Source organism: Paenibacillus cookii (assembly GCF_018333375.1).
GTDB classification, from domain to species: Bacteria; Bacillota; Bacilli; order Paenibacillales; family Paenibacillaceae; genus Paenibacillus_AQ; species Paenibacillus_AQ cookii.
Genome location: NZ_BORW01000006.1, coordinates 166,017 through 181,865, shown reverse-complemented (window position 1 = coordinate 181,865; position 15,849 = coordinate 166,017). Strand labels below are relative to the sequence as shown.

Below are 15,849 nucleotides of genomic sequence, written 5' to 3'. Positions count from 1 at the left end.
TATAGAAGGCGCCGGTACGCCTTAGGCGTCAGCCGGGCTTCGGGCGTTTTATGTGAAATCATCGAATTCGTTTACAGCGAAGGGGGATCCGGATGGACTTCACGTCATTGATTTTGCTGCTTATGGCGGCTCTGGGCATCATCAGCAGCAATACGCCGATCACCATAGCGATGATCGTGCTGCTGCTGATCCGGGTGCTCCATTTGCATCAGCTGTTTCCTTGGCTTGAGAAATATGGGCTGACGGTCGGCATCATCATCTTGACCATTGGCGTCATGACGCCTCTCGCGAGCGGAAAAATGAGCCTGCAAACGATTGGGGAATCGTTTTTGAACTGGAAATCGCTGCTTGCGATCGCCGTCGGCATGTTGGTTGCCTATCTCGGAGGCCGGGGAGCGACCCTGATGTCGATGAATCCGACGGTCGTCGCCGGGCTTCTGATCGGGACCGTGCTTGGCGTGGCGCTGCTGCGCGGCGTGCCGGTCGGCCCGCTCATCGCGGCCGGGATATTATCGCTTCTGATCGGAAAAACATGATCATCCATTTTCGTTAAAAAAAGAGCCTTGGCTTTCTTCAGCCAAGGCTCTTTTGCGTTCATACCTCGAGATGCTGCACGTTAAACAGTCGGGCGTAGCTGCCGCCGATCGCCATCAGCTCGGCATGCGTTCCCTGTTCGGTAATCATGCCGTGTTCCATGACCACGATCTGGTCCGCGTGCGTGATCGTCGACAGGCGGTGGGCAACGATCAGCGTCGTCCGGTTCGCGGACAAGGACTGCAGCGCCTGCTGGATCAAATGCTCCGACTCCAAATCCAGCGCCGACGTCGCTTCGTCCAGCACGAGAATGTCCGGGTCTTTCAAAAACACGCGGGCGATGGCGATCCGCTGCTTTTGCCCGCCCGACAGCTTGACGCCCCGTTCCCCGACTTCCGTATCGTAGCCGTCCGGCAAATCCATGATGAAATCATGGGCGTTGGCGCGGATGGCCGCTTCTTTGACTTCTTCGTCCGTAGCGTCCGGATTGCCGACAAGAATGTTGTCCTTCACCGATCCGCTGAACAAAAAGTTGTCCTGAAGCACCATGCCGACCGAACCGCGGACGCTTTCCATCGTCAGTTTTCGTACGTCCTGCCCGTTGATGGACACGCTGCCCTTCTGAATGTCGTAAAATCGCGGGATCAGCGAAATAAGGCTCGATTTCCCCCCGCCGCTCATGCCGACGAAGGCGACGGTTTGTCCGTGGCGAATCTCCAGGTTGACGTCTTTGAGCACCCAATCGCCCTGCTCGTTATATTTGAACCAGACCCCGTCAAACGTAATCGAACGCGCCGGGGCATCCAGTTTTTTCGCATCCTCGGCATCGACGATGTCGTACGGCTCGTCCATCAGCTCCATCACCCGCTCCAGCGAAGCGGAAGCTTGGGTAAGCACGGTGGATGAGTTTATCAGCCGTTTGAGGGGCGCGTACAGCTTGTCCAGATAACCGAAAAAGGCGACGAAGGTGCCGATGGTCAAGCTATGGTGGATGACGCGGTAGCCTCCGTAGCCGATGACGAGCAGCGGCGCGATGTCGGTCAACGTATTGATCACGGCAAACGTCAGCGCATTCCAGCGCGTTTGGGCCATCGCTTTATTCAAAAAGTTCCGGTTGATTTCGGTAAACTGCCGATGGTCATGGCGTTCGAGCGTAAAGCTGCGGATTACGGAGATTCCCTGGATCCGTTCATGCAAATAGGCCTGTATGCCGGCCAGTGCCTGCGAGCGGTCTTTGGTCAGCTTTTTGAGCCGCTTGTATAAAATGTTGACCGCGATGCCGTACAGCGGCAAGATCGCAATCGCCACCAGCGTAAGCACCGGATTCAGATAGAACATCGCCCCAAGCACGAACAGCAGCGTGAACATGTCCAGCCAAATATTCATCATGCCGACTTCCACGATGTTTTTCGTTTGTTCGACGTCGTTAATGAACCTGGATATCGCTTCGCCGACCTTCGTGTTTTGGTAATAGCGCAAGGAAAGCCGCTGAAGATGGGCATACAGCTTGTTCCGCATGTCGAACAATACCCTGCTTGTGATGAACTGGGCAAAATACTGCCGCAAATATTCGACGGGTCCGCGCACGACGATAAACAATACCAGAGCGCCGCCCAAAATCAGAAACAGCTGCGTGACCTGCTCCTCCAGCGTCTTTTGGGGATTGAGAAGCAAATCGTCCACGACGTATTTCAAAATCATCGGCAGCGTAAGCGGGATCCCGAATTTGACCATCCCGATGATCAACGTTAAAACAATCCATTTCGTATAAGGTTTGACGAATCGATAATAAGATTTCCAATGATTCAAGTGATTGTACACTCCCCTTTCCAGGCTTGTATGATAGGTTTTTGCGCGGATTCCCTGGGCTGACCGGAAGAGGCGGGCCGTTCACCGGTTGACATTTCCCCTTTACAATGATTATATATCCTTAAGTTGCAAGAAACGTTTTCTTGCGCCCAAATCTATCGAAACCATAGCCCTTGCCGCTGCGGCAGGACCTTCAGGAGGACCCAAATGTCAAGACAATTCGTTACGGAAGCTGTCATGCTGGCGATTTACGGAGAACTGCTGCTGACTCCCGTGCCGGTTGAATATATGGTACCGTATACCAGTTTGCTCGAGCTGTACGAATTCATTTCCAGCGACGAGCCGCTCATGAGCAACAGCGACGACGACAAACACGTGAAAGAAAAAATCAGGGAACTCGTCGATTATCTCGAAGAGCCGTTAAACAAGAAAAAGATCCAAAAAGGGCTCAACGCGCCTTGGGCCAAAAGCTCTTCCATCCTGATCGGCGAAACGGCGCGGATCACCGTGGTCAACGCCATGGATACCGCTCCGTACGGGGAATTTTTCGATCCGGTCGAAACGGAGCTGCTGCTCGTTTCCCAGCGGGAGCAGGTGCCGCTGCTGACGGATCAGCCCGAGCTGATTCACCGCATCATCGACGCCGCGGTACCGGTCACGGTATATGACATCGACGATTTCCAGTTCGCGGTGGAATCCGATCCGTTTTCGCACCATATTTGATCCCCGGCGCCCTTTCGGGCGCGGTCAGCAAGAAACTCCTTTCCGGCCGGAAAGGAGTTTTTTCATGCGCGGCATTCGTTATCCGCGGCAGTGCTCGAGGAGAGTTAAGGTAAGCGCATCGAGGGCCGGCAGCGGCTCTCCGAAAAAACGGAGCGCCTTGTTCACCTCGGCCTTGAAATCAAGCTCGCTTTGAAGCCCGTCGGCTTCGTACAGCGCAATGACCAAAAATTCCTCATCCCCGTTTTTGGCGACCTTTTTGAATTCCGGGCCGGAAAACATTTGCGCCAGCCTGACCTCTTTGGCCGTCAGGGACGTCTCCTCCCACAGCTCCCGGCGGGCTGCATCCTCCAGCGATTCTCCAGGTGTCATGGACCCGAGGGGAAGCCCCCATTCCTCAGCCCCCGCCCGCTGCTGCAACAGCATCTCCCCGGCTTTGTTTCTGACGAGGATCGCTACCTGCACGGTAATTTTGGACGTTTTTTTAATGTATTGGCGGAAATCACGGTCCAAATGAGACAAGCTTCTCCCTCCTTCCGCAAATCCCAATTTGCTGATTACCCGGCGCTTGAAGGCGTACGATCTTGATTCGCTTCGTAAACATAATCAATGTCATCCAGGGATTCCAAGTACCGAACGACCAGATCATAACCTTCCAAATACCAACCGTCCTGCTCTTCTATAAAAAAGGTGATCCCTTCGACCTCTTGCTTGAGCAGCGGACGCTCGGGCCCTTCGACCGAGATGCCCAGCGAAAAGCCGGGATGAAGGCCCCCTCCAGAGCTATAGCGGGGAAAGAAGCGAAGCGCGCTGCCGGGCTGCAGCTCCAGTTCCTTGATGTACCATTTTGCCGCGTCGTTGCTGATTCGAAGTTCCATCTGCTTCATTCCCTTCGTTGTTGTGGCTAGGCAACGTCATTGCCTATCTCCAATATATCATAACTTGAATATGGCGACTTAGGAAAATATAAATTGACAGACGTTCGAGGAGGGTGATAAAATTCTCAGCATACGAGGTCTGAAATTCAATTTATTACCAGAAGGTATGACGGGTACCCGGGCTTCCCGCCCCAGGCGCCGTCAAATCCTGACCGAAGAAAGGGTGGGCGAACGTGTTCAATTTCATCGATCATCAACGGAATCAACCGACAATTGAATACCGTCGCAGCCCAGCTGGTGGAACTGATTGTTGAAATTTGGAAACAGGTTTCAAGGAGCCAACGAATATCAGCCATTCCTCATGCTCGGCTTGCGTCTACCGTCAACCGTACGCATGATAGATGTTTGGATCGCAAAGGCATATCGTCCGTTTACGGGCAGTATGCCTTTTTTTAATGTCCTTGTTCTCCGGCAGTTGACTTACCGGCACAAAGAGAAACGTAGGAAGGGAAGTGAAAGATTTGTTCTCTGTATTAAAGAAACTGGGCTGGTTTTTCCGCCAAGAAAAAAAACGCTACTTAATCGGCCTGTTCATGCTGATCATTTGCGGCATCGGCGAGCTGTTTCCGCCCCGGCTGCTGGGAAGCGCCATCGATGAAATCGTGCGCGGCTCCATCACCTGGGCATCGCTCGCGAAATACATCTCGCTGATCATCGTGACCCTGATCCTGATCTACATCTTCACGTACATATGGATGCACAAGCTGTTTGGGGGCGCCAATCTGGTGGAGCGCATCCTGCGCTCCCGTTACATGAACCAGCTGCTGCGCATGACGCCGCCGTTTTTCGAACGGAACCGTACCGGCGACCTGATGGCCCGGGCGACCAACGACCTGCGCGCCGTCGCCAATACGGCCGGGTTCGGCATGCTCGTCATGACCGACTCGACGGCGTATCTCGCCGTGATCCTGTTTGCCATGGGCTTCCTGATCAGCTGGAAGCTGACGCTCGCCGCCATCCTGCCGCTGCCGTTCATTGCGATTGCGATGAAAATATACGGCAAAGTCATTCATGAACGTTACACGGAAGCCCAAGACGCTTTCGGCGACATGAACGACCAGGTGCTGGAGTCGGTGGCCGGCGTGCGCGTCATCCGTGCTTACGTTCAGGAAAGATCGGACGAACGCCGTTTCCAGGTGATCGCCGATGACGTCTATCGCAAAAATATGCGCGTCGCCAAGCTGGACGCCTTGTTCGAGCCTACCATCCGGCTGTGCGTCGGGCTCAGCTACGTGATCGGGCTTGCTTTCGGCATTTATCTCGTATTCAAAAACCAGATCACCCTCGGCGACCTCGTATCGTTTAATATGTACCTCGGGATGATGATTTGGCCGATGTTCGCCATCGGCGAATTGATTAACATCATGCAGCGGGGAAGCGCGTCGCTGGACCGCGTCGACGAAACGCTGTCGGTCGTTCCCGACGTGCAGGACGTCCCTCAGCCGGTTCGCGTCGATTCGCCGGACACCATTGCGTTCAAGGACGTGACGTTCCGTTATCCCACCTCGACGGTGGATAATCTGAAGCATATCAACCTTTCGATCCGGCGCGGACAAACGCTCGGCGTCGTCGGGCGGACGGGAAGCGGCAAATCGACGCTGCTGAAGCAGCTCTTGCACGAATATCCGACCGGAACCGGCGAAATCCTCATCTCGGATACGCCGATCGAGCAAATCGCCAAAGACCAGCTTCACGGCTGGATCGGCTACGTGCCGCAGGAGCAGATCCTGTTCTCCAAATCGGTCCGCGAAAACATCCAATTCGGCAAACATCAGGCGGATGACGGCACCATCATGAACGCCATCGCCACGGCCGCATTCGATAAGGACCTGCACACGCTCTCCGACGGTCTCGACACCCTAGTCGGCGAAAAAGGCGTTTCGCTTTCGGGAGGACAAAAACAGCGCGTATCTTTGGCCCGGGCTTTTATCTCCGACCCGGAAATCCTGATCCTGGACGACGCCCTCTCCGCCGTCGACGCCCGCACGGAAGCGCGCATCGTGGATAACATCCGCGAACATCGCGCCGGAAAAACCACGCTGATTTCGACCCACCGCCTTTCCGCGATCGAACACGCGGATTGGATCATCGTGCTGGACGAAGGACGCATCATCGAAGAAGGAACCCATGCCGAGCTGCTGGAACGCGGCGGGTGGTACCGCGAGCAGTTCGAACGGCAGCAGGTCGAAAACAATCTGACGAACGAGGAGGAAGCATCATATGACTCCTAATCCCGGGACCGGAAGGCGTTTGTTCCAATACGCGCTGACCGCCAAAGGCATTTTCATCGCCGCATTTATCGCCCTTGCCATCGGCGTCGGGGCGGAACTGGCCGGACCTTTCATCGCCAAAAGCATGATCGACGATCATATGCTGGGCATCGAACGTCCCTATTACGAAACGGCGTCGGCCGAGCAAGCGGCCGAATATAAAGGGCATTATTACAAGCGGGGCGACCGCTTCGAGCCGGGCGAAACGAAGGGCGCCGAGGTGCGCCTGCTGCAGTCCGGACGCAGCTTTTATTTCATCAACCAGCCCGTGGCTTCCCCGGAAGGCGAACGAACCTTTGCGGACGGCCTGATGACCATCAAATACGGCGACAAGGTGGCGCAATATCCGGCGGAAAAGCTGTCGGCCGCCGAGCTGTATTCCTTTTACAAGCCTGAAATCCCCGGAATATTGAAGCTGGTGGGCTTGTACTGCGTCTTTTTGGTCATCAGCATCTTTACGGAATTCGGCAAAACTTACTGGCTGCAAGCATCCGCCAACAAGGTCATTCAAAAGCTCAGGAACGACGTATATGCCCATATGCAGCGTTTGCCGGTCTATTTTTTCGACACGCTGCCTGCCGGCAAAGTCGTCTCCCGGATCACGAACGATACCGAAGCGGTAAAGGACCTGTTCGTGGCCGTGCTCGCCAATTTCAGCTCCGGCGTCATTTATATTACGGGCGTTTACATCGCGCTTTTCCTGCTGGACGTGCGGCTTGGTCTCGTCTGCCTGTTCATCATTCCGCTCCTGATCGCTTGGATCGTGCTGTACCGGAAGCTTGCGACCAAATACAATACGATCATCCGGTCTCGCCTGAGCGAAATCAACGCCATCATCAACGAATCGATCCAAGGGATGTCCATTATCCGCGTCTTCCGCAGACACAAGCAAACCCGCGAGGAATTCGAAGCGTTAAACGACGATTACATGAAACACCAGAACAAAATGCTGAACCTGAACGCTTTTACGTCGCATAACCTGGTGAACGTGCTCCGCAGCTTTTCGTTTGCGGTCATCCTCGCCTACTTCGGATTCGGTTCGCTGTCGGGCGGAACGGCCGTATCGCTGGGCGTCCTCTACGCCTTCGTCGACGTGCTCGGCCGCTTGTTCCAGCCGATTACCGGCATGGTGAACCAGCTCGCGGCGTTGGATTCCTCCATGGTATCCGCCGGACGGGTCTTCACGCTGATGGATGAGCCGGGCGAGGACGTAACGGACGGCACGATGCCGCGTTACAAAGGCGACGTGGAGTTCAAAAACGTATCGTTTGCCTATAAAAAAGAAAACTACGTGCTGAAAAACATCAGCTTCGAAGCGAAGCAAGGCCAGACGGTTGCGCTCGTGGGCCATACCGGCTCCGGCAAAAGCTCGATCATCAACCTCCTGTTCCGTTTTTACGACCCGCAAAAAGGGACGATTACGATCGACGGCCAGGACGTCAAGGAGTTGCCGAAGCAGTGGATCCGGCATCATATGGGGATCGTGCTCCAGGATCCGTACCTGTTCACGGGTACCATCGCTTCGAACGTCAGCCTCGGCGACGAGAAAATATCCCGCGAGCAAATCGAAAAGGCGCTGCGAGACGTGGGCGCCGAACGGATTCTTGCCCATTTGCCGCAAGGCTTCGACGAGCCGGTGATCGAAAAAGGCAGCACGTTGTCCGCGGGGCAGCGGCAGTTGATCTCTTTTGCGCGCGCGCTTGCCTACGACCCGGCGATCCTTATTCTGGACGAAGCGACGGCCAACATCGATACCGAAACCGAAAGCCTGATCCAATCCGCGCTGGAGGTGCTGAAAAAAGGCCGGACGACGTTCATCATCGCGCACCGCCTGTCAACCATCCGCAGCGCCGATCAGATCCTCGTTCTGCACCGCGGGGAAATCGTCGAACGCGGCACGCATGACGAGCTGATGCTGCTTGGCGGCCGATATTATCAAATGTATCAGCTGCAGCAGGGGGCTTCGGGAGGCGCCGTCGAGGCACAGCCCGCAGCCATTTCTCCGGCTTAACGGATGGAAGTCCGTTAGTTCTTACCGACCATCCGTTCTGCTTAAAATGTGACTCTATCCTGCGGCAGCCCGTTCTTTTTGAACGGGCTGCCGTTTTATTGATGGATTGCCATTTGGCTGTTAATAGGTCACTTCCACGATGCCGCGAATGGAGTTGGGATGATGTACCTGCTCGATCATGCACGATGCCAAATCTCCACGCGTAAGTCCTTGGAGTCCCTTGGGCTTTTTCATGGGTTCGTTTACGGCCACTCTGTAATGTCCCTTCGGGGGACCATCCACTAATCTTGGCGGTCGAATAATGGTCCAATCCAGCCCTGAGTTTTTGATCTCGTGCTCCATGCGAGCCATGTCCTCATACAGATTTTTAAACAAACGCATCACGATTTGTTCCGTAATGATGCGGGATAACAACGGCGTTTCCGGGGGAAGGGCGAGCGTAGACGCCGACAAACAAACGATCCGCTTTGTTCCAGCATGACGCATCGCGTTCATGATATTACGGGTTCCTTCGGAATACACGTTTGTCGGTTTGCGGTGATTTACCCCCAGCGCGGATAGAACAACGTCCGCTCCTTCCATCGGTTTCAGCAAAGACGACGGATTCAAAACATCTCCTTGAACGATATGCAGCTTTTTGCCGTTCTCCGTAAACCGGGAAGGCTCCCGCACAACCGCCGTCACTTGATAGTCCAGATCCAGCAGCTGCTTGACGACTTGCAATCCCGTACCGCCTGTTGCGCCAAAGACGATCGCTTTCATCATGGTTTCCCTCCATATTCTCTTATCATGATTCCCAGCCATGGCAAACGAGCTATCGGTCTTCTTGACGAACGACGGCCGGTCATAATCCATGAATTGATGGTTCGCTTGCCCCGCTTCATGACAACACCCCGTACAACCGCCGATACGCCGTCGGGGTCATGCCCTCATGCTCCATAAACCGTTTGTTGAAGTAACTGACGCTTGGATACCCGGCATCTTTGGCAATTTGCCCGATCGTCGTCTCCTTCCTCTCCAGCAGCCACTGTTTGGCCATCTGCAGCCGGCATCTCGTCACGAATTCCATCGGAGTCATTTCCGTGACGCTGCGGAACAGCTTGCAGAAATAATAGCTGCTGACGCCAAGCCTCCCCGCCCATTCCTCCAGGATAAACGGCTGCGCGGCCTCCTGCTGCATGACGGGCAGCAATTCCAGGATCCGGTTGCCCGACGTTTTCGAATTGCCCCGGGTTAATGCGGCCGCATGCGCGATAAATTCGGTCAGCAGCGCATACGTCAGCGTGGATAGATGGGAAGAATGCAGCATCCGGTAGGTTTCGGCTTCATGAAGCAGCGCCTCGTGGGCCTGTTCGAACGCTTGCCGGTTGCGGACGGTCCACAACGGACTCTCATGAAAACCTCTGCCGATCAAATATTCCTGGAGTCCCGTCCCGTAAAAATGGATCCAGCGCACGTCCCACGGCTCCTCCTTGCTGCTGTAATACCGCTGGCGCTGCATCGGGAAATAGAGCACGGCCTCCCCCGGCCCCAGCTCGTGGGTCTCCCCGTCGATCTCAACGTACCCTTTGCCTGCGGCGACGTAATGGATATTAAAATTGTTTAACACCCCCGCCTCCCGAAAAACGCTGTGTTCCGGTTCTTGCCGGTAATGGCCCACCGATTCCGGAAAGCAAAAAAACGGCATGTCGGGCAGCGTCAGCAGGTGAATTTGCCTTTGCACGGCCTCATCTCCATAAATGACAATATATTTATAATCTATTGCAAAATCGTATTATATTAATTTTAAATTCGCTATTTTATAATGGCAATATCATATTATAAAGCCTTCAAACGCAAATCATGTAAACCGTTTTCATCGTCGTTTGCAGGGCTTTCCGAACATAAAGGAGTTGATGATCCCGATGAGTCCGAAAACATTAAAATGGGGGATTCTCGGCTGTGCCGGCATTGCCAAACGTTCCGTCATACCGGGCGTGCAAGAGTCCGAACTGAACGAGGTGCATGCCATCGCAAGCCGCGATCTCGATAAAGCCAAACAAACGGCGGAACAACTGAACATCCCGGTGGCCTACGGCAGTTATGAGGAGCTGCTCGAAGACCCTTCCATCGATGTCGTTTACATACCGCTGCCGAACCATCTTCACAAAGAATGGACGATCCGCGCGGCTGAGGCCGGCAAACACATTTTATGCGAAAAACCGCTGGCCCTGACCGAAGCCGAAGCCGTGGAAATGGCGGAAGCGGCGGCAGCCGCCGGCGTATACTTGTCGGAAGCGTTTATGTACCGTTACCATCCCCGCTACGATATGATCCGGGATTTGATCTCTTCCGGGGCGATCGGCGACATCCGCGGAATCCGCGGCGCGTTTACGTTCAATAACGCGGGCGACAAGGGCAACGTCCGTTACAAAAAGGAATGGGGCGGCGGGTCGATTTACGACGTCGGCTGCTATCCGATCCATGCGGCCCGGATGCTCCTCGGCAAAGAACCGGTCGCGGCAACGGTAAACGCCTTTTTCTCCGCGGAGCATGATGACGTCGACATGATGGCTTCGGGGCTTCTGGAGTTCGAAGGATCGGTAGCCCTGACGTTTGATTGCGGCATGTGGGCGGCTTTCCGGAATCCGCTCGAGATTTTGGGAACCGAAGGCATCATCGAGCTCCCTTCCGCTTTCGTCGGAAGCGACAACTTTTTCTTGACGGCGCTCGGGGAGCGCAAGGAAATCGAAGTGCCGAAGGTGAACGCCTATGCGCTCCAGGCCGACCACTTGGCGACTGCCATCATTCACCGGCGCCCCCTCCGCTTCGAGCCGGAAGATGCCATCCGGAATATGCGGGTTATCGATGCCTGCCTGCGGTCGGCAAGGGAGCATGTCCGGGTCGAACTGTGATTGCCGGCCACGTTTATGAGGTAGATCAACTGCTGCGGCGAGAATTCGTTGTCTTGGATATTTCCGTCTAGGGATATAAGGGTGAAATCATCATACAATCCTTCAGGGAGGTCACTTGCCATGGAATACATTTCGGTGCAAGGCTTGGATAAAAAAGTTTCGCGGCTGATGAAAGGTTCGGACTACTTTTATCACGAAAATTACGAAAAGGCGGCGGCCAACATGGACGCCTTCTTCGCCGCCGGAGGCAATTCCGTCGATTCGGCGCATATTTATTGCGGGGGACAAAGCGAAGAAGTGATCGGGCGGTATTTGAAGGAAAGAAACAACCGGGACGAGTGGGTCATTTTGACGAAAGGCGCGCATCACGACCAGCACGGACCCCGCGTCAGCCGGGAGGCGATCAAACATGACCTCACCGCCAGCTTGTCGCGCCTGCAAACCGACTATATCGACATGTATGCCCTGCACCGGGACGATCCGAACGTGCCTGCGGGCGAAGTCATCGAAATCTTGAACGAATACGTCAAAAACGGGACCGTACGTGCCATCGGCGTGTCCAACTGGACATGGGAGCGGATCCGCGACGCCAACGCTTATGCGGCGGAAAAGGGGTTGACCGGCTTCTCCTTCAGCAGCCCGAACCTGAGCCTCGCGAAAGCGAACGAACCGTTTTGGCCCGGCTGCGTATCGGCAGACGAAGAAACCTGCCAATGGCATGAAGCGGAGCAGTTTCCTTTGTTCTCCTGGTCTTCCCAGGCCAGAGGTTTCTTTACGGGAAGGTTCACGCCCGAAAACCGCGATAACGCCGACCTGGTCCGGGTCTTTTACAGCGATGCCAACTGGGAGCGGCTGGAGCGCGCCAAACGGCTTGCCGCGGAGAAAAACGCCACTCCGATCCAGATCGCGCTTGCGTACGTGCTGAACCAGCCTTTCCCGACCTGCGCGCTGATCGGCGCCCAATCCGAAGAAGAGCTGCGTTCCTGCGACGAAGGTTCCCGCATCAAGCTGACGCGCGAGGAGCTCGCCTGGCTGGATCTTTCTTCGGACGATAGGGGATAATCCCGCATTCCGGAAGCTTGGCAGCAAGCACGCTGGGTCGTTCGTGATCAAGCGGCCGCGGTGGCCGCGATCCCGCTTTCACGCCGCCCGGGTTAACCTGGCCTTGCGCCATGCCAAAAAGCCCCCGCCTGCCGAAATTTTTCGGCTAACGCGGGGGCTTCCTTTATCCCGTCCATTTCGAATCCAGCGTTTCCTTCCCCTGGTAGGCCGTGCGCTCCAGCGGAATGCGAATATGGACGGTCGTGCCGATGCCCGGGGTGCTGTACAGCTGTACGCCGTAATCTTTGCCGAAATACAGCTTGATCCGTTCGTTTACGTTGCGGATTCCGTATCCTCTTCCCCTTCCGTGGCTTCCCTGCGCACCGGGTGCGTTCATCGCGGAGACGACCTGCTTCAGCATCTCCCTGGGCATGCCGCTGCCGTCATCCATGATTTCGAATACAATCGAATCCGTCTCTTCCTCCATCCGGCCGCTCACGCGGATATAAATGTGGTCTCCGCGCCAGGCGTGCTGCAGCGCGTTTTCCAAAAACGGCTGCAGGATCAGCTTGACCGTCATATAATTGACGATTCTAGGCTCGATGTCAAACTCCACTTCCATGCGTTCCCCGTATTTTACCTGTTGGATGTCCAAATACGCCTGCGTCTGCTCCAGCTCCTTATGAATGGCGATGATCGTCTGCCCGTCGTTTAACGATAGCCTGTAGAATTTCGCCAAGTTCATCACCATCTGATGCTGCTTGTCCACCTGTCCGAATTTGGCCAGCCGGCTGATCGAAGAAAGCGTATTGTACAAAAAATGCGGATTGATTTGAGCCTGCAGCGTCTCAAGCTCCGCCTGCTTTTTTTTCAGGTTGGTCAGGTAGACCTCCTGAATCAGCCGTTCCGTCTGCTCTCCCAGCCTGTTCAGCGAGGCGGCGATCATCGTAAATTCGTCGTTGCCTTTATAATGAAAGCGCTTATGAAAATCCCCCTGCTGAAACAGGTTTAAAATGGACACGACTTTGGACACCCGTTTGGAAAAAAAGCGGGAGACGCCCAGAGCGAAAAGGAGCACCACGACGAAACTTGCCAAACAGATGACGATCGTGAGCAAATTGATTTTCCGGGTCTCCTGCTGAATAATCGTGTCGGGGACTAGCGCCGTCATTTTCCAGTTCAGCTTGGGCAGGCTTTCGCTGAGCACCGTAAACCTGGATACGTCCATCAACTCGTAATCGGAATGCATGTCGGGGACGTTTTCGCCCGAACCGTAAATGATGCGGTTGTTTTCGTCGAGAATAAGCAGCATGCTGCCGCTCCCGAATTTGTTGATGTCCACGCTCTGGAAAATTTCCGAAAGGTACACGCTGATCCGCATGAAACCGATCGTCTCCAGATCCAGCGGGTTGCGCGTATCCACGAGCCGCCGCAGCAGGCTGATCCGGCCGAACCTGCCGTCGTCTTCGACTTGCTGCCATACGACCGTTTTGCCGTAATCCTCCTTCGGAAACTCCGCATACCAGGGTTTGTCCATGATCCGGCGCAGATGAAACAAATCCCAATGTTTCCCTTTGGCGAGCGGATCGGCGGCGGACAGGTCGTTGTTGTAGATTTCCGGCAGCGTCTCGTTTTTCAAATAAATGCTCATCCATATTTTGCGGTTGGTCGAATCCACGGTCTGGCGGAATTTCGGAATCAGCAGTTTGGTCGTCGTTTGGTAGCTGACCCACCCTTCCTCGTAGCTCATAATCTCCAGCGGCAAGCTTTCGTCGAAATACAGCGTATCGGACAACCGCTGGGTGTCCTCCAGCTTGTAATTGATGTTGTCGCGGATCTGCGCCATCGTGCCGGTTAAGTTGGTGTTCATCTGTTTGCCGTAAAGGTCGACCAGGATGGTATTGGCAATATACCCGAAAATAAAGATGGGGACGATGATCAGAATCATATAAGAGAAAAACAGCTTCATGCCGAAGGGCATGAACATGCGTTGCTTGGAATCCAACCGGTTTTGGTTTTTCATACGTTACATCTTTCTCCTGAATTCGCCCGGCGTCATGCCGAACACTTCTTTAAACTGGCGGCTGAAATACGGCATATACCGGTACCCGACCTTGTCGGCGACCTCATAAATTTTAATCCGGGGATCCTTGAGCAGCTCTCCCGCCTTCTCCATGCGCATCATAATCACGTATTCGCTGAAATTCGTCCCCGTAACCTCCTTGAACAGCGAACCCAGATAATTCGGCGAAAAGGACAGATAGTCGGCCACTTCTTTGAGCGTGACGTTATCATGCAGCTGTTCCCGGACGTAACGGATCATCTCTTCGACCAGCTTGGCGCTTTTTTTCTGCCTTTTGTTCTGGATGATTTCGGCGGCGCTGAACAGCCGGTACCTTAACCAGGATCGGATATCGTGAAGCGTTTCGTATTTCAGCATCATATCGGGACTGGGCAGCCCGTCGTGCTGAAGGGTCTGAAACATGTTGTCGCTGAGCGATTTGAGCTGGCTTTCCAGTCTCAGCCAAATGTTCATCACGAAATACTGGATTTGGACTTTGGAGCGCATTCCGGCCGCCGCCGCAAACAAACCGTCCACTTCATCGCTGATCTTCACCAGGTCGTAATGCAGCACGGCGTTTAAAAGCGGTTCGAGCGGCAGGTCCGCCGCCTGGATCTCCCCGCCCCTTTCGGCTTCCAGTTTTTCATGCGGAATCACTTTTCCTTTGCCGACGATCAGCTTGTAATCCAGCGCGGTGAGCGCCTCTCCGTAAGAAGCCCTAAGCCCCGGAAGGCCATCCGCCCGGTTCCCTAATCCGATGGTCACGGAATAAGGTTGCAGCGCATGAAGCTGCCGAATGACCTGCTCCAGATCCGGTTCTTGTGCCCCGCATTCGGCCAGCAGAAAAATCCGCTGCTTGGAGGTACGCCCGATATGGCGGATGCCTGCGGCTTCAAAAATCGGCAGCGCCGATTCGTAAAATCGGTTGAACCATTCCTGCTTCACATGCTCCGGCAGCGCCTCCAGCTTCCAGCCCAGATCGTCGATTTCAAGCGCGGCGGCCCGGGCGGGCCAGCTTGCGTGTTTGAGGCCGTAATGCTCAAGCAGGATCGTTTCCGCCTCTTCCGTGAAGTTCCCCTCGAGAAGCTGCAGGAGGTATTCGTTTTTGGCGGTTTGCCGGTAAGCCTGCTCCGTTTTTTCCCGCTGTCTTTCCGCGTCAAGCTCCAGCACGATTTTTTTTAAGGCTTCGGTCAACTCCGTGTCGTCCATCGGTTTCAGGACATAGTTGTAGGCATGGAGCGAAATCGCCTGCTTGACGTAGTTAAAATCCTGGTATCCGCTTACAAAAATGACTTTGATGCGGCCGTATAACTCTTTTGCTTTTCTGACAAGGTCCAGGCCCGACATGCCCGGCATATGTACGTCCGTGACAAGGACATCGATGCTTTCACTTTCCATGACGCTCAAGGCTTCAAAGCCGTTATGCACGGCATCCACGACTTCCAGGCCAAGCTCAGTCCAAGGTATGAAGGTCCTCATCCCTTCCAAATCGAGGATTTCATCATCGACGATTAAAGCTTTATACATGAAATCATCTCCTGACCGAATAGTTCACAGCCGAACGCTGTAC

Annotated in this window: 13 protein-coding genes; 6 read left to right on the top strand and 7 right to left on the bottom strand. The window is 54.6% G+C overall.

The features are described from left to right. Nucleotides 1–92 precede the first annotated feature (92 nt). Nucleotides 93–536: a DUF441 domain-containing protein gene (locus KI367_RS08750; protein ID WP_036707089.1), complete on the top strand. Its 444-nt coding sequence runs from the start codon at nt 93–95 to the stop codon at nt 534–536. Between the two features lie 58 nt (nt 537–594). On the opposite strand, the gene KI367_RS08745 is transcribed toward KI367_RS08750, so the two are convergent. After that, a complete protein-coding gene (locus KI367_RS08745; RefSeq protein ID WP_036707086.1) occupies nt 595–2,343 on the bottom strand; it encodes an ABC transporter ATP-binding protein in 1,749 nt (582 codons plus the stop codon). Between the two features lie 207 nt (nt 2,344–2,550). Here KI367_RS08745 and KI367_RS08740 point away from each other — a divergent pair, with 207 nt between their 5' ends. Then, nucleotides 2,551–3,066, top strand: coding sequence for an ADP-heptose synthase (locus KI367_RS08740; RefSeq protein ID WP_212949024.1), 516 nt, complete (start codon nt 2,551–2,553; stop codon nt 3,064–3,066). Nucleotides 3,067–3,144: 78 nt separating this feature from the next. Here the strand turns inward: KI367_RS08740 and KI367_RS08735 are convergent, their stop codons facing one another. Both KI367_RS08735 and KI367_RS08730 read right to left on the bottom strand, forming a co-directional pair. Continuing rightward, nucleotides 3,145–3,585, bottom strand: coding sequence for an NUDIX domain-containing protein (locus KI367_RS08735; RefSeq protein ID WP_036707081.1), 441 nt, complete (start codon nt 3,583–3,585; stop codon nt 3,145–3,147). 35 nt (nt 3,586–3,620) lie between these two features. Beyond that, nucleotides 3,621–3,941, bottom strand: coding sequence for a HesB/YadR/YfhF family protein (locus KI367_RS08730; RefSeq protein WP_036707077.1), 321 nt, complete (start codon nt 3,939–3,941; stop codon nt 3,621–3,623). Nucleotides 3,942–4,462: 521 nt separating this feature from the next. On the opposite strand from KI367_RS08730, the gene KI367_RS08725 reads away from it, so the two are divergent. Then, nucleotides 4,463–6,232, top strand: coding sequence for an ABC transporter ATP-binding protein (locus KI367_RS08725; RefSeq protein ID WP_212949022.1), 1,770 nt, complete (start codon nt 4,463–4,465; stop codon nt 6,230–6,232). Beyond that, nucleotides 6,222–8,282, top strand: a complete 2,061-nt coding sequence (locus KI367_RS08720; protein ID WP_212949020.1) for an ABC transporter ATP-binding protein — start codon at nt 6,222–6,224, stop codon at nt 8,280–8,282. Before KI367_RS08725 ends, KI367_RS08720 begins: the two co-directional genes overlap by 11 nt. Before the next feature lie 120 nt (nt 8,283–8,402). Here the strand turns inward: KI367_RS08720 and KI367_RS08715 are convergent, their stop codons facing one another. Continuing rightward, nucleotides 8,403–9,047: an NAD(P)-dependent oxidoreductase gene (locus KI367_RS08715; protein ID WP_212949019.1), complete on the bottom strand. Its 645-nt coding sequence runs from the start codon at nt 9,045–9,047 to the stop codon at nt 8,403–8,405. Nucleotides 9,048–9,162: 115 nt separating this feature from the next. Beyond that, nucleotides 9,163–10,005: a helix-turn-helix transcriptional regulator gene (locus KI367_RS08710; protein ID WP_212949017.1), complete on the bottom strand. Its 843-nt coding sequence runs from the start codon at nt 10,003–10,005 to the stop codon at nt 9,163–9,165. Between the two features lie 181 nt (nt 10,006–10,186). Between KI367_RS08710 and KI367_RS08705 the strand changes: the two genes are divergently transcribed. Together KI367_RS08705 and KI367_RS08700 are read left to right on the top strand one after the other, a co-directional pair. Further along, a complete protein-coding gene (locus KI367_RS08705) occupies nt 10,187–11,176 on the top strand; it encodes a Gfo/Idh/MocA family protein (RefSeq protein ID WP_036707071.1) in 990 nt (329 codons plus the stop codon). 120 nt (nt 11,177–11,296) lie between these two features. Then, nucleotides 11,297–12,238 (top strand): aldo/keto reductase, encoded by a 942-nt coding sequence (locus tag KI367_RS08700; RefSeq protein ID WP_212949015.1) that lies wholly within the window; start codon nt 11,297–11,299, stop codon nt 12,236–12,238. A 163-nt stretch (nt 12,239–12,401) separates the two neighbouring features. Here KI367_RS08700 and KI367_RS08695 read toward each other — a convergent pair whose 3' ends face one another. Together KI367_RS08695 and KI367_RS08690 are read right to left on the bottom strand one after the other, a co-directional pair. Beyond that, entirely contained in the window at nt 12,402–14,240 is a 1,839-nt protein-coding gene (locus KI367_RS08695; protein ID WP_212949013.1) for a cache domain-containing sensor histidine kinase, read from the bottom strand. A 3-nt stretch (nt 14,241–14,243) separates the two neighbouring features. Continuing rightward, a complete protein-coding gene (locus KI367_RS08690; RefSeq protein ID WP_212949011.1) occupies nt 14,244–15,806 on the bottom strand; it encodes a response regulator transcription factor in 1,563 nt (520 codons plus the stop codon). Nucleotides 15,807–15,849: the final 43 nt, after the last annotated feature.

Bases quoted from the DNA above. Each gene is read 5' to 3' on its own strand.
- KI367_RS08700 (WP_212949015.1), top strand. From the start codon at position 11,297: ATGGAATACATTTCGGTGCAAGGCTTGGATAAAAAAGTTTCGCGGCTG.
- KI367_RS08705 (WP_036707071.1), top strand. From the start codon at position 10,187: ATGAGTCCGAAAACATTAAAATGGGGGATTCTCGGCTGTGCCGGCATT.
- KI367_RS08750 (WP_036707089.1), top strand. From the start codon at position 93: ATGGACTTCACGTCATTGATTTTGCTGCTTATGGCGGCTCTGGGCATC.
- KI367_RS08740 (WP_212949024.1), top strand. From the start codon at position 2,551: ATGTCAAGACAATTCGTTACGGAAGCTGTCATGCTGGCGATTTACGGA.
- KI367_RS08715 (WP_212949019.1), bottom strand. From the start codon at position 9,047: ATGATGAAAGCGATCGTCTTTGGCGCAACAGGCGGTACGGGATTGCAA.
- KI367_RS08690 (WP_212949011.1), bottom strand. From the start codon at position 15,806: ATGTATAAAGCTTTAATCGTCGATGATGAAATCCTCGATTTGGAAGGG.
- KI367_RS08695 (WP_212949013.1), bottom strand. From the start codon at position 14,240: ATGAAAAACCAAAACCGGTTGGATTCCAAGCAACGCATGTTCATGCCC.
- KI367_RS08720 (WP_212949020.1), top strand. From the start codon at position 6,222: ATGACTCCTAATCCCGGGACCGGAAGGCGTTTGTTCCAATACGCGCTG.
- KI367_RS08730 (WP_036707077.1), bottom strand. From the start codon at position 3,941: ATGGAACTTCGAATCAGCAACGACGCGGCAAAATGGTACATCAAGGAA.